Genomic DNA, 22793 nt, shown 5'->3' with positions numbered 1-22793 from the left:
TCGGACGGCACGTTTTCGATCCCGCACCGTCGTCTCGCGCGGGATCGAAAACGCGCCCCCGGTTGCTTACGAACGCCCGTTTTCGATCCCGTAGCCGCGGGGGACACCCGTGCGGGATCGGAAAGGTGCCTGGAAGCGTGCGGGGAGGAGCGTTTTCGAGCTTCGCCGGGGTGAGAGGGCAGGGTGAGGGCGGGGGTGAGAGGGGCTGGAACCGGGGGGAACAGAGTGGCACACTGTAGCGATCTGCTCGTCGGAGGGGGACGACACATGCGCATGGCACGACGACGGGCTCTCGCGGCCACGCTGGCAGTCCTCCTCGGAGTCGGGGGCGCCGTCGTCACCGCGGCTCCGGCTCTCGCGGCCGCCCCGGTCGGCGGGCCGACGACCCCGGGCATCTGGGGGTATCACACCGTCACGTTCGAGTCCCTCGGCAGCACCGTGGCTGAGGTCGCCGTCGTCTCCGGAGGGCTGGCGCCTCGGCAGCCGGCGCCCACCTCCGCGGAGGGACCGTTCGACGGCTGGGTCACGGGACCTCCCGGCGCCGAGGAGCCGTTCCGGTTCGAGAGCACCGTCATCACGACGGACCTCGTCGTCCGGGCGACGTTCGCCGACACGCGGATCGTGCAGTTCCTCGCCGGTCCCGCGGGAGAGGACGCCGACCGCATCATCGATGCCGACGAGGTGCGAGACGGCGAGCCGTTGGGGGAGATCGCACCGGATGTCGCCGAGGTCCCGGACGGGCAGGTGTTCACGGGGGAGTGGTACCGGGAGGACGACCCGACCCGGACGCCCTACGATTTCGCTGCTCCTGTCACGGAGAACTTCCGGCTGGTGCCGATCCTCGTCTCCGGCTTCGCGGTGTCGTTCGTGACCGACGGCACTGCCGTGTCCCCCGAGTTCGTCGTCGAGCCCGACACCGCCTTCACGGCTGCGGATCTCGCGGCCATCACGCCGTCGACGAGGACGGGCTACACCTTCACCCAGTGGTGGGCGGATGCGGCGCGCACGCAACCCGTCGATCTCCCGCTGACGGATACCGCGACGCTCTATGCCGGCTGGCAGGGGCAGGACGTCGAATACCACGTCAGCTACTGGCTCGAGAAGCCGAACGTGGTCCCGGAGTCCTACCCGGCGCCGGTGTTCACGGCCGCGGGAGCGACGCCGCCCGCGTGGACCGACGCGGACGGGAGGCTCAGCGACGCGCAGTTGGCGGACCCGGCGAACTTCCTCTTCCTCGACGACATCGCGTCGACAGCGACCGCGGGTTCCACCGTCGGGGGCCCGACCGTGAAGGACGACCTCCCGACGCCCATCAAGGAGCTCGTGCGCGCGCAGCTCGACCCCGCCGTCGTGCAGTCGGATCCGCTGACATTCGCCGACCTAGCGGTGAGCCAACAGGATGTCACTGTGCAGGGAGACGGATCGACGGTGGTGAACGTCTACCTGACGCGGTCGCTGTGGCGGACGGACTTCCGACTCATCGCCCCGGGAAGCTCGGCGAACGTGCCCGCGGCGTGCGCCGCGGCAGGCACCTACGACATCACCATGGACGTCGGCGGCGCCACGTACTTCGCCTCGACGGTGTCCGGTGGCGCGCAGCTCCTCGGCACGCTCTCGGTCCGCGAGAAGATCGGTTTCGACATGCAGGCCGCGGGCGTGGCGCCGGTGCCGTTGTCGCAGACGGACGGCTCCGGCCTGATCACCGCCTACGACGCCGGGACCGAGAACCAGAGCTGCGTCCTCCGCGGCTGGGGGCCGCAGCAGTTCACCCCTCTGATCTTCACCGCGGTCTACACCGGTGCCGGGGCGGACACCGGTTCCGTCGATCTCGCGAACCGCACGACGACGATGACCGGGAAGATGGCTGCCGCGCGCACCCAGAACCTCACGCAACGATTCGAGTACGCGGAAGAGCTGGACCAGGGGCAGCCCGCTCCGGACGCCGTGCTCGGGCCGGACGGCGTACCGAACGATCCGTTGCGGGTGGAGACGCTGTACGCCAACAACAAGACCGCTGTCCGTGCCTCCGTGCCCTCCGGCCATCAGGTCTTCGGTCAGTACCGCAGCGCGTGGTACTGGGCATCGAACGGCGATCGGCAGGTCGCCAGCGTCATCGACGGCTTCACGTCGTACGTGGGCTATGGCGCGGGGACGAACACGCAGGGCAACTACTTCCAGCTCGACCAGGCGTCGGGTCATCTGTATCAGCTCAACAACAGCGGGAACGTCAACGACCGGTACCGCTACCAGTTCTACAGCCGCAACACCTACACGCTCAGCTTCGTGACCGGAGGGGGCACAGCCATCCCCGCCGTCACAGGCATCCCCTTCGAGACCGCGCTCGAGCCCTCGGCACCCGCCGACCCGACCCGTGGTCGCGATGTCTTCCTCGGCTGGTACACCGACTCCCAGTTCAACGTGCCGTTCACGTTCGACGGAGCGACGATGCCGGCCAGCAACCTCGTGCTCTACGCGCGGTGGCTGACGGATCCGCACACCGTCCGGTTCTACGACCACCCGTCCAGCCCGGAGCCCATCGACGATCTGACGCAGACGGTGGAGGACCAGGGGATGGCGACCACTCCGGATCCGTTGCCGCCGCAACCGGACGGCCAGACGTTCCTCGGCTGGTATCAGCGGACGACAGCAGGCTTCTTCGTACCGTATGACTTCGACACGCCGGTCGGCGCCGACCTCGATCTCTACGCCCGGTGGCAGCAGCCGGAGGCCGCTCCCTTCACACTCCGCTACGACGGGGACGGCAACACCGGCGGCACCGTACCGACGGATCCTCTCGGCTACGACGCCGGATCGAGTGCGATCGTCGTGGACGGAGCGGGGCTGACCCGGGACGACGATGTCTTCGTCGGCTGGCGCATCGCGACGATCGCGGTGGCGCGCATCATCACGAGCCCCGTAGCGGCCGACGGACTCTTCCAGGCCGGACGCACGGTGCGCTTCGCCGGACGGGACATCACGCTCACCGCCGTGTACGCCGATCCGTCTCCCTCGTTCGCCGTGACCTTCCGTGAGAACGGCGGGGCCGATGGCACCGTCGCCTGGGAAGGGCCTCCGGAGGCGTCGATCACCTATCCCGGAGCATTCGACCTGCTCTTCAGAGGGCCCGGGACCACGTTCCTCGGATGGTCGACGTCCGCGGACGCGACGGTCGCCGATCCGGCGTTCGACCGGCTCAGCATCTCGGCGCTCACCGGCGACCTCGTCCTCTACGCCGTCTGGGAGGACGCCCCCGCGCCGCCAGCGCCGACGCCGCCTCCGAACGGCTCCGGAACGGAGCCCGGTGGCGGTCATCTTCCCCGCACCGGAGGGGACCCATGGGGCACGTTGCTCCTCGGAGCCCTCCTGTTCGCCACGGGGATCGTGGCGATGACGGCCCGGCGCCGGAGGCATCGGGGCTGACAACGCAGGCGAGGTCAGCGGGCGTCGAGAAGTTCGTCCTCGACGTCCGCGTCGCGGTCGCGCCGCTTCGTGACCTTCACCGGTGCCGGTTTCCCCTCGACGTCTTCGCGGTGCTTCACGATCTCGGTCCGGATGATGTACCCGATGAAGATGAAGCCCATGATGGCGAACAGGATCCACTGGATCGCATAGGACAGGTGCGGCCCCGGGTCGTCGGTCGGGGACTCGAAACCGCCCAGCGCCGCATCCGCGGCGGGCTGCTCCTCGACCAGGCGCCCGTAGGCGCCGGTGATGACGTCGTCTCCGACGAGGTCCCCGATGGAGGGGAGGTGGATGGTGGGCACCTGGCCCTCCGGAGCCCCTCGCCCGGATGCGGGAAGCGGCTCGCCCGGGCGGAGCCGGACGGTCACCGTGACCTCACCAGAAGGCGGAGAGGGAACCGTGTCCGGGAGCTCGCCCTCGCCCGGGGGCACCCAGCCGCGGTCGACGATGAGCACACGGCCGTCCGCGTCCCGGAAGGGGACAAGAACCTCGAACGCACTCGTGCCTCCGTGCGGGCGGTTGCGAACCAGGAGCTGCTCGTCGGCGAGGTACTCGCCCTGCAGGGTGACCGGCCGCCATTCGTCTGCGGGGTCGAGGTCGTCCTCGGCGACGACGTCCGCGAGCGGGACGGCGGGCGCATCGTAGTTCTGCTCCACGAGCGCGATCTGCTCGGCCCGGGACTCGTTCCGCTCGAACTGCCAGTTCGACAGGAAGACGCACGCGATCGCGAAGCCGATGGCGATGAGGACGTACACACCCCAGCGGGTCAGGCGGTTGCTCATGAGGGCACCCCGTCTCGCACCGTCACCGGGAAGTCCCGCGCGGCCAGGTAGTCATGGAGGAAGTCGACGTGCTCATCGCACGCCAGCCAGATCTTCTCGCGGTCGGCGGTGTGGATGCGCGGATTGCGCCAGACGACCTGCCTCGTGGCCGCGCTCCGGCATCCGGCGCGCGAGCAGATGAGTTCGCTCATCGGTCCGTGCGGCCTTCGCGGATGGTGATGACGTCAGGGGCGATCTCCGGAGCGGGCGCCGGAGCGGGCGCCGGTGCGTCGATCTCGCGCATCGGCGACTCGGCTGCCGTCTCCGTGCTGTCGCTGCCGGCGTTGGCGAAGACCACGGCGATGTAAGGCAGGACCGCGGCGGCGAGCGCGAACACCCATGTCCACCAGCCGAACGGCTGCACGAAGAACATCAACCCGAAGCACACGATGCGGATCGTCATCGTCAGGGCGTATCGACGCACACGGTGGTCACCCTCATCCCGCGGGGACTGCGGCAGTGAGGTGACGGCCGGTACTCGACGTGCGTTCTTCACGATGGTTCCAGCCTACGCCGCCGCAGCGACATCGGCATGCCCGCGAGGAGCCTCAGTTCGCGAAGACGAAGGGCAGCGTGAAGGCGCCGAACACCACGAGGCTGATGAGCGTCGAGACGATCGTGAAGACGAGCACGCCGATCATCAGGTAGCCGAGGATGAGTCCGGCGATCGCCATGCCGCGTCCGCCGAGACCGGGAGTGCGCCGGATCTGCCCCAGTGCCATGTGGCCGGTGATCACGGCCGCGATTGAGGCGAGCATCGGCACGATCGCCCAGAACAGCACGACACCGGCGATGCCGCAGACGAGCGAGGTGATCGCGAGCCCGCTGGACGGCCGTGCGGGCGGCGCCCCGTACGGCTGCGGGGTGGTGAACTGCTGCGGGGCCGAGTACTGCTGCGGGGCCGAGTACTGCTGAGGTGGCGAGTACTGCTGAGGCGGCGAGTACTGCTGCGGTGCGACGTTGGTCGGCGGTGCCGGCGGGAATCCCGGATACGCAGGGGAGGAGCCGGGAGCCGGCGGGATGGCCGGCGGCTCACCCGACGGACCGGGGATACGGGGATCGCTCACGCTGCTGCCTTTCGTCGCCCTCAGGCTTCCAGGACGGTCTGCGTCTGTCAAACGGCCCTCGTGAACCCGGCACGGCAACGTCGCTAGGATCGATGACGGCTCGGAATCCCGAGCCTCGACCTCAGACCCAGGAGTGTCCCATGAGCGCGGAGCGCGTCGTCCTCGTCACCGGAGGCAACCGCGGCATCGGCCGCGCCATCGCCGAGCGCTTCGTGAGGGAGGGATACCGGGTGGCGGTCACCGCCCGGAGCGGAGAGGGGCCGGAGGGCACCCTCACGGTGCGCGCGGATGTCACGGACGCCGCCGCACTCGACGCGGCTTTCACCGAGGTGGAGCAGCAGCTCGGCCCGGTGGAGATCGTCGTCGCCAACGCCGGCATCACCAAGGACACCCTGCTCATGCGCATGAGCGAGGATGACTTCGACAGCGTCATCGCGACCAACCTCGGCGGCACGTTCCGGGTCGTCAAGCGTGCCTCGAAGGGCATGCTGCGCGCGCGGTTCGGACGGGTGATCCTCATCTCCAGCGTCGTGGGCCTCTATGGCTCCGCGGGGCAGACGAACTATGCCGCTTCGAAGAGCGCGCTCGTCGGCTTCGCCCGATCCCTCACGCGCGAGCTCGGCGGACGCGGAATCACGGCCAACGTCGTGGCGCCCGGGTTCATCGAGACCGACATGACCGCAGAGCTCCCCGAGGAGACGCAGAAGCAGTACAAGGCGAACATCCCTGCCGGCCGGTTCGCGACGCCGGACGAGGTCGCGGGCGTCGTGACCTGGCTGGCGAGCGACGACGCCGGCTACATCTCCGGCGCTGTCATCCCGGTCGACGGCGGTCTCGGCATGGGGCACTGACCCCGGGCCCTCGCGGTCAGCGGTCGATCGCGCGCACGAGGAGCTCGCCGAGACGTTCCGGCGCGGAGAACTGCGGCCAGTGTCCGGACCCGATCCGGACGACCTCGGCATCGTCGATCGCCCGGTACTCCGTCGCGTACGGGCCCCACTGGCTGATCACCTCGTCGAACGACGTCTGGTCCAGTCCTCCCATCAGCAGGGAGACCGGGATCCCATGCCGAGCGGGGTTGCGCAGCGCGAGTTCGTCAGTCGGGACCCGAGCGGGGATGCTGTGTGTGAGGAGGCTCGTCCGCGCCCTGGTCTCGTCGTCCAGGTCATGCACGTCCTCGTCGGGGAAGAAGCCCCAGCCGGGGAAGGCGACGACGCCGTCCTGCACCGGGAACTCGCTGATGCCGGAGCCCGGGGGCGGCGGGACGGTGTCGACGAAGACGACCCGTGCCACGCGGTCCGGGCGTGCGTCGGCGACGCCCCAGGCGACATTGCCTCCGCCACTGTGTCCGACGACCACGACGTCGCCCTCCGTGGCGTCCACGGCGGCGACCGCGAACGCCACCCAGTCATCGATCCCGATGCCTGCTGCCGCCTCCGCGGTGGCGTCGAGTCCGGGCAAGGTCAGTGGGTGCGCGCGGTGTCCCGCCTTCTCGAGAGCGGGCACGACGTCGTCCCAGCTCGATGCGTCGAGCCAGAGACCGGGGATGAGGATGATGTCCATGACCCGACGGTAGACCCGGCCACGGACATCGTCGAGGGTCAGGGGAGCAGAGGGATGACCGTTCCGAGGTCGACAGGGCCGATGACCAGGCTCGCCGATTCCCGGACGGCGGGCTTGGCGTTGAACGCGAGCCCCAGGCCGGCGACCGCCATCATCGGGAGGTCGTTGGCGCCATCGCCGATCGCGATGGTCGCGTGCCGTGCCACGCCGAGCTCCTCCGCCCAGGTGCGCAGCCAGAAGGCCTTGGCCGCCCCGTCGACGATGTCGCCGTCCACCTCGCCCGTCAGTGCACCGTCGGCCACGGACAGACGGTTGGCACGCCAGCGGTCGACACCGAGCCCCGGCGCGACGTCGTCGAGGATCTCGTGGAACCCGCCCGAGACCACGCCGACCACCCCGCCTCGGGCGTGGACGGCGGCGGTGAGCTCGCGGACACCGGGGGTGGGCTCGACGCGGGCGCGGACCCGGGCGAACGCCTCGACGGGTACGCCCGCGAGAGCCGCCACTCGGGAGCGGAGACTGGTCGCGAAGTCGATCTCACCGCGCATCGCGGCTTCGGTGGCCGCCTGCACCTCGGCGCGGCGACCCGCTTCCTCCGCGAGGAGCTCGATCACCTCGTTCCGGATGAGCGTGGAATCGGCATCGAGGACGACGAGGAATCGCGCGGTGGTCACGCCATCGAGCCTAGCGACCGGAGTCCGGGGCTCGGCACCGCTCGACGCCTCAGCGCTCGATGAACGCGCCCTTGCCGACGACCGTGATCCCCGATTCCGTGACCGTGAACCCGCGGGCGAGGTCCCGTTCGCGGTCGACCCCGACCGTCGCCCCGTCGGCGAGGACGACGTTCTTGTCGAGGATCGCCCGATGCACGCGTGCGCCCTGGCCGACGTGGACGTGATCGAACACCACGGAGTCCGTGATGGTCGACCCGCCGCCGGCGAGCGTCCACGGGCCCACGACGCTGCGCTCGAGGTGCGTGCCGGAGAGCACCGACCCCAGCGACACGATCGAGTCGATCGCGTTCCCGATCCGTCCCACGGAGTCGCGGACGAACTTCGCCGGCGGGGAGTTGACCGCCTGCGAGTGGATCGGCCACTCCATGTTGTAGAGGTTGAAGATCGGGAGGGTCGAGATCAGGTCCCGGTGCGCGTCGAAGAACGAGTCGATCGTTCCCACGTCGCGCCAGTAGGAGCGGTCGCGTGGCGACGAGCCAGGGACCTCGTTCTGCTTCATGTCGTAGTAGCCGGCCTCGCCGCGGTCGACGAAGTACGGGACGATGTCGCCACCCATGTCGTGGCTCGACGTCGGCAGCTCTCCATCCGCCTCGACCGCCGCGATGAGGGCGTCCGTGTCGAAGATGTAGTTGCCCATGGAGGCCAGGACTTCGTGCGGGGAGTCCGCAAGACCCGTGGCGTCGGTCGGCTTCTCCAGGAACTGCCGGATGCGCCCGGACTCCGGGTCGGCGTCGATGACCCCGAACTGCGACGCCAGGGCGAGGGGCTGGCGGATGCCCGCCACCGTCGCCTTCGCGCCGGACTCGATGTGCGCCTCGAGCATCTGACGGAAGTCCATCCGATAGACGTGGTCGGCGCCGATGACGACGACGATGTCCGGCTTCTCGTCGTTGATGAGGTTCATGCTCTGCAGGATCGCGTCGGCGGAGCCGGAGAACCACCGCTTGCCGAGGCGCTGCTGGGCGGGGACGGACGCGACGTAGGAGTCGAGGAGGGCCGACATCCGCCACGTCTGCGAGATGTGCCGGTCGAGACTGTGCGACTTGTACTGGGTCAGCACGACGATCTGTCTCAGCCCGGAGTTGATGAGGTTCGAGATGGCGAAGTCGATCAGGCGGTACTGCCCGCCGAACGGGACGGCAGGTTTCGCGCGGTCGGCCGTCAGCGGCATGAGTCGCTTGCCCTCGCCGCCGGCGAGGATGATCCCGAAGACCTTCTTTGGAGCGGACATGGCTCCACCATAGATGCGGTTCGGCGCGGGGAACTAGCATCTGGACAACCCGCTCGATAGCGTCTAGGCATGCGAGTCGAGATGATCACCAAGGAGTATCCGCCGGAGATCTACGGAGGCGCGGGTGTACACGTCGCCGAGCTCGTCTCCGCGCTGCGTCGTGACATCGACGTGACGGTGCGCGCCTTCGGCGCGCCGCGCGATGAGGACGGCACCTTCGCCTACCGCGCCCCGGAGAGCCTCGCCGCCGCCAACCCGGCTCTGCAGACCCTCGGCACGGACCTGGAGATCGTGTCGGCCATCGCGGGCGCCGACGTCGTGCACAGCCACACCTGGTACGCCAACTTCGCCGGCCATCTCGCCTCCCAGCTCCACGGCATCCCGCACGTGCTCACGGCGCACAGCCTCGAGCCGCTCCGGCCGTGGAAGGCCGAACAGCTCGGTGGCGGCTACGCCGTCTCGAGCGGGATCGAGAAGCTCGCCTACGAGAACGCCGCCGCGGTGATCGCGGTGAGCGCCGGCATGCGCGCCGACATCCTGCGCAGCTACCCGCAGGTCGACCCCGCACGGGTCCGCGTGATCCACAACGGCATCGACGTGGAGCGGTGGCGTCCTGTGCACGACCCCGCCTTCCTCTCCTCGATCGGCATGGACCCTGACCGTCCCTCGGTGGTCTTCGTCGGCCGCATCACGCGGCAGAAGGGGCTGCCGTACCTCCTGCAGGCAGCGCGGTTGCTGCCTCCGGAGGTCCAGCTGATCCTGTGCGCCGGAGCGCCGGACACCCCGGAGATCATGGCGGAGGTGCAGGAGGGGGTGCGGCTGCTGCAGCAGACCCGCGAGGGTGTGGTGTGGATCGAGCGGATGCTGCCGCGCGATGAGCTGTCGGCGATCCTGGCCGCGGCGACCACGTTCGTCTGCCCGTCCGTCTACGAGCCCCTCGGGATCGTGAACCTCGAGGCGATGGCCTGTGGAGCGGCCGTCGTGGGGACCGCGACCGGCGGAATCCCGGAGGTCGTCGACGACGGCGTGACGGGCCGGCTGGTCCCGATCGAGCAGGTACAGGACGGCACGGGCACACCCACCGATCCCGACCGCTTCGTCGCCGATCTCGCGGCGGTCCTGACCGAGGTCACCTCGGATCCGGCGCGGGCTCAGGAGTACGGGGAGGCCGGTCGGGAGCGTGCCCGCGCGCAGTTCAGCTGGGGTGCGATCGCCGACGAGACCCGCGCGCTCTACGCAGAGCTGTCCGCCTGAGCCGATAGGCTTTCGGTATGCCGATCGCTCTGGAGTTCACCGACGTCGTCGTGCGCCGAGAGGGGCGCAACATCATCGATCACGTGACCTGGCAGGTCTCGGACGATCAGCGATGGGTGATCCTCGGGCCGAACGGGGCGGGCAAGACGACCCTGCTGCAGCTCGCCGACACCTTGATGCATCCCACCTCTGGCACCGTCACCGTCCTCGGCGAGACGCTCGGACGCGCGGACGTCTTCGAGATCCGACCCCGGATCGGGTTCGCCTCGACGGCCATGGCCAAGCGCATCCCGCGCGACGAGACGGTTCTCAACACGGTCCTCACGGCGGCGTACTCCGTGCTCGGCCGCTGGAACGAGAGCTACGAGGACATCGATGAGCGGCGCGCACTGCGGGTGCTGGGGGACTGGCGTCTCGCGCACCTCGCCGACCGCACGTTCGGCACGCTGAGCGACGGCGAGCAGAAGCGCGTGCAGATCGCCCGCGCGGTCATGACCGACCCCGAGCTGCTGCTGCTCGACGAGCCGACGGCCTCGCTCGATCTCGGGTCGCGTGAGGAGCTGCTGGCGCTGCTGGGCGGCTACGCCTCCGCTCCGACGACGCCCGCGATGCTCATGGTGACCCATCACGTCGAGGAGATCCCGGTCGGGTTCACGCACGTGCTGCTGATCCGCGACGGGGCCGTGGTGGCGGCGGGCCCGATCGCCGAGACGCTCACCGCCGATGCCCTCGGCGAGACCTTCGGCATGCCGATCGCGCTCAGCAGCGAGGACGGGCGCTACTCCGCCCGCGCCGCCTCCTGAGCTCGGTTCCGATGGGTTACTGAGCTCGGCCCCGATGGGTTACTGAGCTCGGCCCCGATGGGTTACTGAGCTCGGTTCCGATGGGTTACTGAGCTCGGCCCCGATGGGTTACTGAGCTCGGCCCCGATGGGTTACTGAGCTCGTCGAAGTACTGGTAGAATCGATCCTTGGTGCGTTCGTACCACAGACTTCCCTCGTCCCTGGCACAATCCAGGGCAGCAACAAAGGAATCCCATGAAGACTGACATTCACCCCGAGTACAAGGCTGTCGTGTTCCGCGACCTGGGTTCGGGCGAGACCTTCCTCACCCGCTCCACCGTCACGAGCGACAAGACGATCGAGCTGGACGGCGTGGAGTACCCGGTGATCGACGTCGAGATCTCCTCGGCCTCGCACCCCTTCTACACGGGCAAGCAGCGCATCATGGACTCGGCCGGTCGCGTCGAGAAGTTCAACCAGCGCTTCAAGGGCTTCGGCGGCTCCAAGTAAGGACCGCTTCACGAAGGCCCCGCGCTCCTCGGAGCACGGGGCCTTCGTCATGCCCGGTGGGGGGGCTCACACGTCGATGACGATGCGTCCGTGCTGGATGCGGCCCGGCGGGTCGCCGGGGCTCGGCGCCGGGGCGGTGCGCCGGGTCTGCCGGTCGCGCTCCTGTCCCGCCTCGTGCGCCGTGGGGGACCACACGGCATCGAAGACGCCGACGAGCCCTCCGGATCCGGCCTGCTCGTACTTCTCCTCCACCGGGCGACGGGAGAGGGAGTGCCGGATGCCGACGAAGAAGAGCACCGGCCCCGCACCGAGTACGAGGGCGATCGTGGTCCATCCGAGCAGATGCTCCATGCGCCCAGGATAGATCGCCGACCATGTCGACGGTATCCGTCGCGCGGCGGATGTCAGCGGACGCGGCGTCCGTGGGCCAGGTCGATCAGGCGCGCCAGCACAGGACCGCTCCGCAGGCCGTTGTGCTCGTGCTCACTCGTCACCCACGGCGTCACACCTGGGAGCAGGCGGGCGGTGTCCAGCGAGAACTCCAGCGGCACGTACAGGTCGTTCACGTACACCGCGGCCGCTCCCGTGGCTCCGGAGTCGGCGAGAGCGACGGTGTCGTAGATCCGCGGCCAGGGGTGCTCCGCCAGGATCGACGTGACCTCGCGCCACGGCTGCAGCCCGGGGACGGTGTCCGCCCACTCGCGACGGATGTGCTCGCCCGTGAACAGCGTGGGGTCGTCGCGGAAGTCGTCAGGCTCGACGCGCTCCGCCGACCACCGCGTCGTGTGTCCGCTCGCGTAGCTCGACTCGTGGAACGCGTAGTACAGCGGATTGCGTGCGCCGAAGGGCATGGCGTGCTGGAGGTCGTAGCGGAAGGCGTTGGAAGAGGGATCGCGCTCGAGGAGGGACCAGAGCGTCTGCCAACCGTCGTCGGTGCCGAGAGCGGAGCCCACCGAGCGGAGGCGGGAACGCGATACGACCTCGCCGTCGGGGAGGACGAGTTCACCGGCGTCCGCGAGATCGATCAGGCGTCGCATGACGTCGCGGTGCTCCGGGAAGCGCCGGTAGTACCGCTCGGACGCCGTGCGCATCTTGTCGTAGCAGAGGGCGTAGACCTCGTCCGGGTCGCGCTCGACCGTGCTGAGGCCTCCGGTGATGAAGACGTCGTCGAGCGAATCCGCGTGGGTCGACAGGTAGGCCAGCGTCGTGAACCCGCCGAAGGACTGCCCGAGGACGCTCCACGTCGGCACCCCCAGGTGCTCCCGCAGCGCCTCGCAGTCGCGCACGATGGCATCGGCGCGCAGGTGGGTCAGATGCTCGGCGACGGCTTCGGCGCCCCGCACGAGGTCGCCGTCGCCGACCGGGGAGGAGAGGCCGGTGCCGCGCTGGTCCAGGAGGACGAGTCGGTAGTGCGCGAGGGCCTGGTCCAGCCACGCGGGCGCTGTGGAGGAGTGGAAGGGACGCGGGGCTTCGTAGCCGGGCCCGCCCTGCAGGAACACCAGATAGGGGAGCGTCTCGCCCCCGTCGCGTGTCACCACGCGGGCGAACACGTCGATCGTACGGGTGTCTGCCGGGTCGCCCCAGACGAGGGGCACCGTGAGCGTGTGCTCCTCGACGGCGAGGTCGAGCAGGCGGCGGCGGATGACAGTGGTCATGGTCACATCACATTCCCGATGTAGGAGTACTTCACGAAGACCTCGGCGGCGATGCCGGACTCATCGAGGACCCCCTGGACGGCCGTCATCATGTAGTTCGAGTCCCAGCCCATGTAGAGGTAGTGCGTGTCGTCGAGGTCATCCCAGTGCCCCTTCCACGCCTTGTCGCGGTAGATCGGGCCGCCGTGGGTCGCGCAGTAGGCGAGAGCGGCCTCGGTGGTGTCCGTCCAGGCGCGGCGGAACACGCGGTTGAACAGATGCTTGACGTCGTAGACCTCCCATCGCTCGCCGCGGTACTCGACGTAGTCGAACTCGCGCTCCCACCCCGCCGGCCAGCCGCGGCGTCGGACCGCGTCGAGGATCGGGGTGAGTCCGTCGTCGTCGATCTCGGGCAGCGCGGGTCGTGCCCACACGCGGACGAGGTCGGCTGTCAGGCCCACCGTGCGTGCGGTGATGGCCGCCGTGCCCCAGGACTCCTGCGCGGCCAGAGCGCGAGTGGCCGGCACCGCGCTGCGTGCATAGGCCTCATCGCGCTTGACCGGGAACGAGGCGCCGAACACCCGCTCCGTGAGCCCCTGCTCCAGCAGTGTGAGGTTGCCGAGGGTCGGCGCGAGGGCGCGGTGGCTGTTCTGCTCGTCTTCCGAATACTCGCTCCACGGGCGCACGCCGTCGCCGGACCAGGCGTCGCCGGGCACGGCGGGCACGATGTGCTCGACGTCGTAGCCGTCCACGTCATCGACGCCTTCGAGCCGGCCGAGCACGTAGGCCGGATACGGCAGCTCGCTGTACTTGAGCACCGCACTGACCCGTTCGTCCGACGGGGTGATGCGCGCGATGGCGCGGGCGAGGGCGTCGTGTCCGTCGCGACGCGCACGGCAGAGACGGGCGATGAGCCGCTCGGCGGGAAGGTTCACGAGCGCGCGACGAAGGAACATCGCCTGCAGCCACTCGAGCGTCTCGAGGAGCTGGGCCCGGTCGATGAGCCCGCGTGCGTGATCGCTGTACGCGCTCATGACGAGCGGGTACGAGGAACGTCCGAACGTGTTCACGTGCCGCAGCTGACGCGCGATCTCGGGGTCCGGTTCCTTCGTCGGATCGAGGAGGAGGCCGTAGATCTCCGCGTAGTGCCGCCAGGTCTCGGCGTCGGCCTGGAGGTGCGCGACGTCGACGCGCGGGAACGACTGGCGGAACGCGCTGTACACCCCGTGCTCCCCGTTCGCCGCCACCTCTCGCCCCGTCACGAGCACGAGGTAGTGGCGCCAGAACGCTCCGATCGCCTCGCCCGTGTGCTGCTCGATCGGTAGCCAGAACCGCGCCTCCACGTCCATCTGCTCGGCGTGGTTCAGGCCCATGAGGATGTAGTTGTGGATCAGCTCATGGTCCCGCAGCGGTTCGCCGGTGGAGTTCAGGCTCTCGAAGATCTGCTGCGCGTTGGCCTGCGCACCGAGCGTGATCGAGACGTGCTCCAGTCGCTGCAGCCCCTGCCAGATGAGCGGCACCTCGTCGGCATGGATCTGGCTGCGGAAGAAGGCGTAGTTGTCGTCGAAGCGCGACTCGCGATCGAGGTCGTCACGGCGGTCGAGCACGACCGACTCGTAGAGATCGGCCCAGGCATCGTGCGGCCGAAGCTTCGTGCGCTCCGGGTCGTCGGTGCGCACCAGCACGCGGGCGAGGTCGGCGGCGAGCTCCGGGTCCCGGTCGCGCACCGAGTGATGCAGCGCGGCGACGAGGAGCATGAGAGTGGTGAGGCGCTGCTGCCCGTCGATGAGGATGAGGTCGGCGTCCGGGCCGGAGCCGTCCTCGGCGGAGAGGATCGAGCCGATGAAGTGGCGATGCGCGTCGTCTTCCGCGGCCACCGCCCTGACGTCGGAGAGGAGCCGCTCGCAGCCGCCGATGTCCCAGCGGTACTGCCGCTGGTAGACGGGGACGACGATGGTCGTGCGTCCCGCCGCGAGCCATTCGATCGTGTTGACTGCCGTCGCCTCGACGTTGGTCGCGGTGCTCATGCTGGTGTCTCGTCCTCCCGTAGCGACAGGCGCCACGGACGCGCCGGGTGCCCCGCCCAGTCTATTCGCTTATCCACGGTGACCCTCCGGGGGAGGGCCAGGTCCCGCTGTTAGCCTTGCCTTATCAGGGCCTGTTAAAACGTGCTGGCCCCCGATGAAAGGAACATGACTCGATCATGGGATACATCAAGTCCGCAGCGCTGGAGGAGAAGGGCTTCGTCGTCCTCGACAGCTACGACCAGGAGGCCGACCCCAAGGAGTGGCTCGACATCGAGTACGTCGACTGGAAGTCGTCGGGCGACACCCGGTTCGCGCCCCTCGCCAGCGCCTTCGGTGACATCGAGTGCAACGGCTTCTGGAACCACAAGCCGCCGCGCACCGACAAGGACGGCGTCTGGATCGACGAGCAGACCGCCAAGGCCCCGAACCTCACGCGTCGCGCGCAGGAGCCGGGCGCGAACGTCGGTCGCTGCCGCGTCATCGAGCTGCAGCCGACCCCGTACGGCGACTGCCTCTACAACCTGCACCAGGACGACAACAACCGTCTGAACCCGGACGGCACCGGCTGGGTCGTGCGCGGGTTCTTCAACCTGACCGACGACAAGGACAGCTACTTCGTCCTGCGCGAGAACCGCACGGACCCCAGCATCGAGTACCGCATCGCCCTGCCGGCCGGTGCGCAGCTCATCGTCGACACCCAGCGTCTGTGGCACGCGGCCACGCACAACGGCACCGACCCGCGCTACTGCCTCATCACCTCGTGGACGTCCGGTCCCGAGCTCGACGCGTACATCGAGAAGTACCACGGCACCGACGACGTCCCGAACGTCGAGGTTCCGCAGGACGTGCTCGAGTTCGGCTATGCCGAGCAGGCCCGCAAGGACGCCGCCCGCGCGGCCTACTACGCCGCCAAGGGCCAGCAGGTCAAGCAGGCCATGAGCGAGGCCTGAGCCTCCGCACGGTGGGTCGCTGAGCGTCCCCACGGTGGGTCGCTGAGCGTCCCCACGGTGGGTCGCTGAGCGTCCCCACGGTGGGTCGCTGAGCGTCCCCACGGTGGGTCGCTGAGCTCGTCGAAGCGCCCGAAGGCCCCGGTCCGCGGACCGGGGCCTTCGTCGTCGAATCACACGCTTGTGATTTTGCGGGAACTCGGCGAGAATGGGCGCACAACCGCATACTCTCGCCACTTCGTGGTTCAGGTCGTAGGGGAAGACGCACCTGATGAAACGGAGAGATCATGGCGACGGCTTACGCACGCGGAGTGGTGTTCATCCACTCGGCGCCTCGCGCGCTCTGCCCGCACCTGGAATGGGCGGTGGGTCGCGCTATCGGGCGTGCGGTGAACTTCGATTGGACCGAGCAGCCCGTGCTGACCGGCGCCCGCCGCGCCGAGTTCTACTGGGACGGCCCCGTCGGAACCGGCGCTGCCCTCGCGACCGCGATCCGCGGCTGGGAGCACCTGCGGTTCGAAGTGACCGAGGATCCCACTCCGCGCAGTGACGGCGGTCGGTGGCTGCACACCCCCGACCTCGGGATCCACTACGCCCAGACCGACGCCGCCGGCAACATCGTCATCGGCGAGGACCGCATCCGCTACGCGATGGAGATCGCCGCGGGAAACGCCGTCGAGCTGCAGCGTGAGCTCGACGTCGCCCTGGGCTCCGCCTGGGACGAGGAGCTGGAACCCTTCCGTCACGCCAGCGACGACGCGCGTGTCGTCTGGCTCCACAAGGTCGGCTGACCGGCCGCTGAGACCAGGAGCGCGGAGGCGTGAGTATCGGATGCCGGTGAGTGATCCCGGACGCTGAGAAGACGAATCCCCGCTCCGCTCGACGAGGACCCCGCCCCGGGTGACCGGGCGGGGTCCTCGTCTGTGCCGGTCAGATCACTGCGGCGTGAGCAAGGTCGGCGGTGGCGTCCACTCCACCGCCGCGCACGTCCGCCCAGGCCTGCGCCAGGCGCGTCATCGCCTCCGCCGTCCGCTCGGGGGGAAGCGTGATCGGGACCCGGAGGCGGCGCTCCAGCACGCCGCCGGTCGTGAAGCGCGGCCCGGGTGGGAGGATGAGATCCCGTTCCCGTGCGGCGAGGGAGAGCGTGGTCGACAAGGGGGCACCGAGGTCGATCCAGGCGGAGAGGCCGCCGGGCGTCTCCGGCATGCGCATCCCCGGGATATCCGCGATCCCCGCAGCCACCGCGTCCCGCCCCGCCGTGAGGCGGCGTCGGACATGATGGGTGAGCGCCGGGACGTCGTCGAGAAGCTCCACGGCGATGCACTGCTCCAGGAGCGCTGTGCCGAGTTCGAACGAGGGACGGACGGCCAGCAGTCGAGCGATGACCGAGCGCTCGGCGCGCACCCAGCCGATGCGCATGCCTCCCCAGGCGATCTTCGACATCGACCCGACCGTGATGACGTTCGGCCCCTCGGCCGCCATGGGCACCGGAGCCCATCCGCGGTCGATGTCGAGTTCCGCCGTCGTCTCGTCCACGATCAGATGGGTGCCGGTGTTCCGGGCCGTCGTGGCGATCCGGGACCGCTCCTCCTGCGGCAGCGTCGCGCCGGTGGGGTTGTGGAAGTCCGGGATGAGGTAGGCGACGTGCGGCCGAGCGGTCAGCAGCGTGTCGGTGAGGTGCCGGGTGTCCCAGCCGTCGGTGTCGACCGGTGTGGGGACCAGACGGTAGCCGTGACGGTGCAACGCCTCGAGCGCGTGCGGAAAGGTCGGCTGCTCCACGAGGGCGCGTTCGCCCCGGCGGCCGATCGCCGTGAGGATGAGGTTGACGGCGTTCAGGGCGCCGGAGGTGATCATGATCTCGTCCGGCGTGGTGACCGCGCCGCGTTCGGTGAACCGGCCGGCCACGGCCTCACGCAGCTCGGGAAGACCCTGCAGCGAGTAGCCGCTCGTACCGCGCAGAGCAGCGAGTCGGGGGAGGGAGCGCACGGTGGCGTCGTACAGACCGGGGGTCGAGTCCATGGAGGCGATCGAGAGGTCGATCGCCTCGTCGTCCCGGCCCGGGGTGGCTGTCGACGGGCCGTGCGGGAGCGCGACGCGGGTGCTGCCGCCGTGATGCCGGGACACGTAGCCGGCGGCCTCCAGCACGCCGTACGCGCGGGTGATGGTCGACCGGGACCGTCGCAGCTCGAGGGCGCGCTCGCTCGGCAGTCGCTCGCCGACGGTGAGGCGACCGTCGAGGATGAGCGCTCTGATGCGGTCGGCGAGACCGGACGCCGAGGCGTCGTCGAGGTCCTGGATGCCGAGCTGCGTGACGAGACGGGATGCCATGCCTCCAGACTGCCGCAAAGTGGCCTTCCATGTGCAGGCCACTTTTCGCTCAGTGGTCGTCCTCGGAGGTCTTCGCACGGGCCACGATGGAGAGATGCTCTTCCGTGCCGTCTTCCTGCCTTTCACCGCGACCAGCCGTCGGGACCTGGTCGAGCGGCTCGCGCAGCTCGTGGGCGGGCTCTTCCTCTACGGTGTCGCCCTCGGCTTCATGGTGCGGGGCGGCATCGGCGTCGCGCCCTGGGACGTCCTGTCGCTGGGCGTCGGGGGCTGGACGGGACTCGGGTACGGGGTCGTCACGGTGCTCATCTCGATCGTCGTCCTGCTGCTGTGGATCCCGCTCCGTCAGCGGGTGGGCCTCGGCACCCTGCTCAACGCGTTGCTCATCGGCCCGTTCGCGGATCTCACGCTCCTCGTGCTGCCTGCTCCGCCGTCCGTGTGGGTCGGGGCCCCCATGTTCGTGTTCGGACTCGTACTGCTGGCGTTCGCCACCGGTCTCTACATCGCGGCCGACTTCGGTCCCGGACCGCGCGACGGACTCATGACCGGCCTCGTGCGAGTGACCAGGTGGCCGGTCTGGCTGGCCCGGACGGTCATCGAGGGCTCCGTGCTGCTGGTCGGCTTCCTGCTCGGCGGCCCCGTCGGCGTCGGCACCGTGCTGTTCGCATTCGGCGTCGGTCCGCTGATCGGCTGGTTCCTCCCACGCATCGAGCGCCGACGTCGGGAGCGTTCGCAGCGCCTTGCCGTCCGGGCGAGCGCGCCCCTGGGTCCCTGAGCCTGTCGACGGGCCAGAGCGGACCGCGCACGACGAAGGCCCCCGGTTCACATCCCGGGGGCCTTCGTCGTGCATGCGGAAGCGGTCAGTCGACGCCGCCCAGCACGAGCACGGCGTTGTGTCCGCCGAAGCCGAACGAGTTGCTGATGGCGATCTGCGGGCCGTCACCGAGCGGAGCCGCCTCTCCGGACAGACGGAAGGGGACCTCCGGGTCCGGCTCGGTCATGTTGATCGTCGGCGGGGCCACGCGGTCCCGCAGCGCGAGGAGGGAGAAGATCGCCTCCAGCGCTCCTGTGCCGCCCAGCAGGTGTCCGGTCGACGCCTTGGTCGCCGACACCGGGATCTCGTCGATCCGGTCGCCGAAGACGTTCTTCAGCGCGACGTACTCGTTGGGGTCCCCGACCGGGGTCGAGGTCGCGTGGGCGTTGATGTGCGTCACCTGGTCGGGGGTGATGCCGGCCTCCTCGAGTGCCTGGACGACGGCACGCGCCGCACCCTTGCCCTCGGGGTCGTTGCCGGTGATGTGGTAGGCGTCGGCGGTCACACCGCCTCCGAGGATGTAGCCGTAGATCTTCGCGCCGCGGGCCTTGGCATGCTCCTCGGTCTCGAGGATGAGGGCGGCGGCACCCTCGCCCATCACGAAGCCGTCGCGGTCGATCGCGCCGGGTCGCGAGGCGTGGGCCGGGTCGTCGTTACGACGCGACAGCGCCTGCGCGGAGGCGAAGGCGGCCATCGTGATCGGGTGGATCGCCGACTCGGTGCCACCGGCGATGACGACGTCGGCCAGGCCCTCCTGAAGGTGGTGGAACGCGTGGATGATCGACTCGGTGCTGGAGGCGCAGGCACTGACCACGGTCTGCGCGTAGGCCCGGGCTTCGAACTGCAGCGACAGGTTGCCGGCGGCCGCGTTCGGCATCAGCATCGGCACGGTCAGCGGCATGACCCGGCGCGGGCCCTTCTCACGCAACGTGTCCCAGGCGTCCAGCAGCGTCCACAGGCCGCCGATGCCCGTCGCGAAGTCGACGCCGAGGCGCTCGGGAGCGACCTCTGGCGAGCCCGCGTCCGCCCAGGCCTCGCGCGCCGCGATGAGGGCGAACTGCGAAGACGGGTCGAGACGCTTCGCCTCGTGGCGGGGCAGCACCTCTTCCGGACGGACGCTCGCAGAGGCGGCGAACGTGACGGGGAGGTCGTACTCCTGCACCCAGTCGTGCTCGATCGTGCGGGCGCCGGAGGCACCGGCGAGGAGGTTGTCCCAGTTCTCCGGGGCCGTCCCGCCGATGGCGGAGGTGGCGCCGATGCCGGTGACGACGATGCGCTTGGTCATGAGGTGTGGTTCCTTGTCGAAACGAGTTCGTGCGGGGGATGGGCAGGGCCGGAGGATGCCACGCCTCGCGCGGGGCGAGGGTGGCATCCTGCCGGGATTACTCCTGGCCCGCGACGATGAAGTTGACGGCGTCGCCGACGGTCTTCAGGTTCTTGACCTCGTCGTCGGGGATGGTGACGCCGAACTTCTCCTCGGCGTTGACGACGATCGTCATCATCGAGATCGAGTCGATGTCGAGGTCGTCCGTGAACGACTTCTCCAGGGCGACCTCGCTGGCGTTGATGCCGGTCTCGTCGGTGATCAGCTCTGCGAGGCCGGCGAGGACCTCATCGTTGGTGAAAGCCATGGTGGTCTTCCTCTTTCTTACGGGTTGTATTCGGAACCGTGGAACAGTCTAGGGAAGGTCGGCGCGTCTTCAGGGGAGGACGACGACCTGGGCCGCGAAGACGAGGCCGGCGCCGAAGCCGATCTGCAGGGCGAGGCCGCCGGAGAGCTCCGGGTGCTCGGCCATGAGGCGGTGGCTGGCGAGGGGGATCGAGGCGGCCGACGTGTTGCCGGTGGTCTCGATGTCACGGGCGATGACGGTGGTCTCCGGAAGGCCGAGCTGCTTGGCGAACTCGTCGATGATGCGCATGTTCGCCTGGTGCGGGATGAAGGCGGCGAGGTCGGAGGCCTCGATCCCGGCCTTCTCCAGCGCCTCGCGGGCGACCTTCGCCATCTCCCAGACCGCCCAGCGGAAGACCGTCGGACCTTCCTGGCGGAGCGTCGGCCACGGCACCACGCCGTCGCGGAAGTCGGTGAGGGTGCCGTTCATGCCGACGGCGTCGGCCTTGGAGCCGTCGCTGCCCCAGACGGCAGGGGCGATGCCCGGCGTGTCGCTCGGGCCGATGAGAGCCGCGCCAGCGCCGTCGCCGAGGAGGAACGAGATGCTGCGGTCCGTGGGGTCGACGACGTCGGACAGCTTCTCCGTGCCGATCACGAGGGCGTGGCGGGCGGCACCGGCCTTGATGAGCGCGTCGGCCTGCGCCACCGCGTACGCGTAGCCGGCGCAGGCCGCGTTGATGTCGTACGCCGCAGCGGGGTTGGCGCCGACGCGGTCCGCCACGATCGCGGAGACCGACGGCGTCTGCTTCGGGTTGCTGATGGTCGCGACGATGACGAGGTCTACCTGGTCGGCCGGCACACCCGACTTCTCGATGGCCTCGGCCGCCGCCTCGGTCGCGAGGTCGATGGCGTCCGTCGCCTTGTCGGCCCGGACGCGCGTGATGATGCCGGTGCGCTGCCGGATCCACTCGTCACTCGAGTCGATGGGCCCGATGAGGTCTTCGTTGGGCACCGCGTTCTCGCCGCGAGCCGCGCCGAAGGCGTAGATGCGGGTGTAGGCGGGCCCGGCGATCTGGGCGAGGGAGGCGGTCATGCGGCTTCTCCGTTCAGCAGCGCGACGGCGGCTTCGAGGTCTTCGGGGGTCTTCACGGCGACCGTCGGCACGCCGCGCAGGCCGCGCTTGGCGAGACCGACCAGGGCGCCGGCGGGGGCGAGCTCGATGACGCCGGTCACGCCGGCGTCGGCGAAGGAGGTCATGCAGAGGTCCCACCGCACGGGGGAGGAGACCTGATCGACGAGGTAGTCCAGCGCCGTCGCTCCGTCGGTCACGACGGAGCCGTCGCGGTTGGTCCAGAGCGTGATCTCGGGGTCGGCCGGCTGGACATCGGCCACAGCGTCGCGCAGAACCGAGACGGCGGAGGACATGTAGTCGGTGTGGAACGCGCCGGCGACCTGGAGCGGCACCACGCGCGTGCCCTTGACCGGCTCCTCGGCGAGGGCCGCCAGGGCCGGAAGAGGGCCGGCGACGACGATCTGCCCGCCGCCGTTGAAGTTCGCCGGCGCGAGGCCGAGCTCGGCGAGTCGGGCGAGGAGCGTCTCCTCGTCGCCGCCGAGGACCGCGCTCATCCCGGTCGGGGTCTGTGCCGCGGCATCCGCCATCGCCCGCCCACGGATGCCGACGAGGCGCATGCCGGTCGTGGCGTCCAGGACACCGCTGCCGACGAGAGCGGCGATCTCCCCGACGGAGTGCCCGGCGATGCCGTCCGCGCGGCGACCGGCGGCGGCCACGAGAGCGTCACCGGCGACGAGGGAGGCGGCCACGATCAGCGGCTGGGCGACGCGCGTGTCGCGGATGGCGTCCGCGTCCGATTCGGTGCCGTGCATGCGGAGATCCACCTGCGCGGCCTCGGAGTAGGCGGCGAGCCGCTCCTCCACTCCGTCGAGCTCGAGCCAGGGGGCGAGGAATCCGGGGGTCTGCGAGCCCTGTCCAGGGCAGACGACGACAATCACCCA

23 protein-coding genes are annotated in these 22793 nt (G+C 69.7%); 8 read left to right on the top strand and 15 right to left on the bottom strand.

Annotated elements, in window-relative coordinates; all coding sequences use genetic code 11:
- Positions 1 to 267: 267 nt before the first annotated feature.
- Positions 268 to 3420, top strand: a complete 3153-nt coding sequence (locus tag MICNX66_RS09175) for an InlB B-repeat-containing protein (protein ID WP_187661621.1) — start codon at positions 268 to 270, stop codon at positions 3418 to 3420.
- A 14-nt stretch (positions 3421 to 3434) separates the two neighbouring features.
- Here the strand turns inward: MICNX66_RS09175 and MICNX66_RS09170 are convergent, their stop codons facing one another.
- The 4 genes from MICNX66_RS09170 to MICNX66_RS16790 are packed head-to-tail and all read right to left on the bottom strand — an operon-like array spanning position 3435 to position 5350.
- Entirely contained in the window at positions 3435 to 4244 is an 810-nt protein-coding gene (locus MICNX66_RS09170) for an SURF1 family cytochrome oxidase biogenesis protein (RefSeq protein WP_187661620.1), read from the bottom strand.
- Complete coding sequence (locus MICNX66_RS09165) at positions 4241 to 4435, bottom strand: hypothetical protein (protein ID WP_187661619.1); 195 nt, start codon at positions 4433 to 4435, stop codon at positions 4241 to 4243. The genes MICNX66_RS09170 and MICNX66_RS09165 overlap by 4 nt, the downstream gene beginning before the upstream one ends.
- Entirely contained in the window at positions 4432 to 4779 is a 348-nt protein-coding gene (locus MICNX66_RS09160) for a DUF3099 domain-containing protein (RefSeq protein WP_187661618.1), read from the bottom strand. Before MICNX66_RS09160 ends, MICNX66_RS09165 begins: the two co-directional genes overlap by 4 nt.
- A 52-nt stretch (positions 4780 to 4831) precedes the next feature.
- Positions 4832 to 5350, bottom strand: coding sequence for a DUF4190 domain-containing protein (locus MICNX66_RS16790; protein ID WP_232089030.1), 519 nt, complete (start codon positions 5348 to 5350; stop codon positions 4832 to 4834).
- 140 nt (positions 5351 to 5490) lie between these two features.
- On the opposite strand from MICNX66_RS16790, the gene MICNX66_RS09150 reads away from it, so the two are divergent.
- On the top strand, positions 5491 to 6201 hold the full coding sequence (locus MICNX66_RS09150; protein WP_187661617.1) for a beta-ketoacyl-ACP reductase: 711 nt from the start codon (positions 5491 to 5493) through the stop codon (positions 6199 to 6201).
- Between the two features lie 16 nt (positions 6202 to 6217).
- Here the strand turns inward: MICNX66_RS09150 and MICNX66_RS09145 are convergent, their stop codons facing one another.
- From MICNX66_RS09145 to MICNX66_RS09135, 3 genes are read right to left on the bottom strand one after another with little or no spacing between them, the layout of a single operon-like run.
- The gene (locus tag MICNX66_RS09145; protein WP_187661616.1) at positions 6218 to 6913 is read right to left on the bottom strand and encodes an alpha/beta fold hydrolase; all 696 of its coding nucleotides are present in this window, start codon (positions 6911 to 6913) and stop codon (positions 6218 to 6220) included.
- A gap of 38 nt (positions 6914 to 6951) precedes the next feature.
- A complete protein-coding gene (gene serB / locus MICNX66_RS09140; RefSeq protein WP_187661615.1) occupies positions 6952 to 7587 on the bottom strand; it encodes a phosphoserine phosphatase SerB in 636 nt (211 codons plus the stop codon).
- Positions 7588 to 7636: 49 nt separating this feature from the next.
- Positions 7637 to 8878, bottom strand: a complete 1242-nt coding sequence (locus MICNX66_RS09135; RefSeq protein ID WP_187661614.1) for a glucose-1-phosphate adenylyltransferase — start codon at positions 8876 to 8878, stop codon at positions 7637 to 7639.
- Positions 8879 to 8947: 69 nt separating this feature from the next.
- Here MICNX66_RS09135 and glgA point away from each other — a divergent pair, with 69 nt between their 5' ends.
- The 3 genes from glgA (at position 8948) to MICNX66_RS09120 (ending at position 11424) form a co-directional block, all read left to right on the top strand.
- Positions 8948 to 10132: a glycogen synthase gene (gene glgA / locus MICNX66_RS09130; RefSeq protein WP_187661613.1), complete on the top strand. Its 1185-nt coding sequence runs from the start codon at positions 8948 to 8950 to the stop codon at positions 10130 to 10132.
- A 17-nt stretch (positions 10133 to 10149) separates the two neighbouring features.
- Positions 10150 to 10935: an ABC transporter ATP-binding protein gene (locus MICNX66_RS09125; RefSeq protein ID WP_187661612.1), complete on the top strand. Its 786-nt coding sequence runs from the start codon at positions 10150 to 10152 to the stop codon at positions 10933 to 10935.
- 234 nt (positions 10936 to 11169) lie between these two features.
- Complete coding sequence (locus MICNX66_RS09120; protein ID WP_187661611.1) at positions 11170 to 11424, top strand: type B 50S ribosomal protein L31; 255 nt, start codon at positions 11170 to 11172, stop codon at positions 11422 to 11424.
- 66 nt (positions 11425 to 11490) lie between these two features.
- On the opposite strand, the gene MICNX66_RS09115 is transcribed toward MICNX66_RS09120, so the two are convergent.
- From MICNX66_RS09115 to MICNX66_RS09105, 3 genes are read right to left on the bottom strand one after another with little or no spacing between them, the layout of a single operon-like run.
- Positions 11491 to 11775: a hypothetical protein gene (locus MICNX66_RS09115; protein ID WP_187661610.1), complete on the bottom strand. Its 285-nt coding sequence runs from the start codon at positions 11773 to 11775 to the stop codon at positions 11491 to 11493.
- 53 nt (positions 11776 to 11828) lie between these two features.
- Entirely contained in the window at positions 11829 to 13085 is a 1257-nt protein-coding gene (locus MICNX66_RS09110; protein WP_197971838.1) for an alpha/beta fold hydrolase, read from the bottom strand.
- Positions 13082 to 15085 (bottom strand): DUF262 domain-containing protein, encoded by a 2004-nt coding sequence (locus tag MICNX66_RS09105; RefSeq protein WP_187661608.1) that lies wholly within the window; start codon positions 15083 to 15085, stop codon positions 13082 to 13084. The genes MICNX66_RS09110 and MICNX66_RS09105 overlap by 4 nt, the downstream gene beginning before the upstream one ends.
- Before the next feature lie 176 nt (positions 15086 to 15261).
- On the opposite strand from MICNX66_RS09105, the gene MICNX66_RS09100 reads away from it, so the two are divergent.
- Both MICNX66_RS09100 and MICNX66_RS09095 read left to right on the top strand, forming a co-directional pair.
- On the top strand, positions 15262 to 16035 hold the full coding sequence (locus MICNX66_RS09100; RefSeq protein ID WP_025103622.1) for a hypothetical protein: 774 nt from the start codon (positions 15262 to 15264) through the stop codon (positions 16033 to 16035).
- Between the two features lie 284 nt (positions 16036 to 16319).
- Positions 16320 to 16823 (top strand): DUF3145 domain-containing protein, encoded by a 504-nt coding sequence (locus MICNX66_RS09095; RefSeq protein ID WP_187661607.1) that lies wholly within the window; start codon positions 16320 to 16322, stop codon positions 16821 to 16823.
- 139 nt (positions 16824 to 16962) lie between these two features.
- Here the strand turns inward: MICNX66_RS09095 and yczR are convergent, their stop codons facing one another.
- Positions 16963 to 18360, bottom strand: a complete 1398-nt coding sequence (yczR, locus tag MICNX66_RS09090) for a MocR-like transcription factor YczR (RefSeq protein ID WP_187661606.1) — start codon at positions 18358 to 18360, stop codon at positions 16963 to 16965.
- A 94-nt stretch (positions 18361 to 18454) separates the two neighbouring features.
- On the opposite strand from yczR, the gene yczE reads away from it, so the two are divergent.
- Positions 18455 to 19132 carry a membrane protein YczE gene (yczE, locus tag MICNX66_RS09085; RefSeq protein WP_187661605.1) on the top strand — a complete coding sequence of 226 codons (678 nt, stop codon included), beginning with the start codon at positions 18455 to 18457 and terminating at the stop codon, positions 19130 to 19132.
- 85 nt (positions 19133 to 19217) lie between these two features.
- Here the strand turns inward: yczE and MICNX66_RS09080 are convergent, their stop codons facing one another.
- From MICNX66_RS09080 to MICNX66_RS09065, 4 genes are all read right to left on the bottom strand, one after another.
- Positions 19218 to 20456 carry a beta-ketoacyl-[acyl-carrier-protein] synthase family protein gene (locus MICNX66_RS09080; RefSeq protein WP_187661604.1) on the bottom strand — a complete coding sequence of 413 codons (1239 nt, stop codon included), beginning with the start codon at positions 20454 to 20456 and terminating at the stop codon, positions 19218 to 19220.
- A gap of 97 nt (positions 20457 to 20553) precedes the next feature.
- Positions 20554 to 20802, bottom strand: a complete 249-nt coding sequence (locus MICNX66_RS09075; protein WP_017202249.1) for an acyl carrier protein — start codon at positions 20800 to 20802, stop codon at positions 20554 to 20556.
- Between the two features lie 69 nt (positions 20803 to 20871).
- Complete coding sequence (locus MICNX66_RS09070; RefSeq protein WP_187661603.1) at positions 20872 to 21873, bottom strand: beta-ketoacyl-ACP synthase III; 1002 nt, start codon at positions 21871 to 21873, stop codon at positions 20872 to 20874.
- Positions 21870 to 22790 carry an ACP S-malonyltransferase gene (locus MICNX66_RS09065; RefSeq protein WP_187661602.1) on the bottom strand — a complete coding sequence of 307 codons (921 nt, stop codon included), beginning with the start codon at positions 22788 to 22790 and terminating at the stop codon, positions 21870 to 21872. The genes MICNX66_RS09070 and MICNX66_RS09065 overlap by 4 nt, the downstream gene beginning before the upstream one ends.
- Positions 22791 to 22793: the final 3 nt, after the last annotated feature.

The organism is Microbacterium sp. Nx66 (genome assembly GCF_904066215.1).
In the GTDB taxonomy this organism is placed as follows: domain Bacteria; phylum Actinomycetota; class Actinomycetes; order Actinomycetales; family Microbacteriaceae; genus Microbacterium; species Microbacterium meiriae.
Note: the sequence above shows the minus strand (reverse complement) of the source record. Positions and strands in the feature narration are given on the sequence as shown.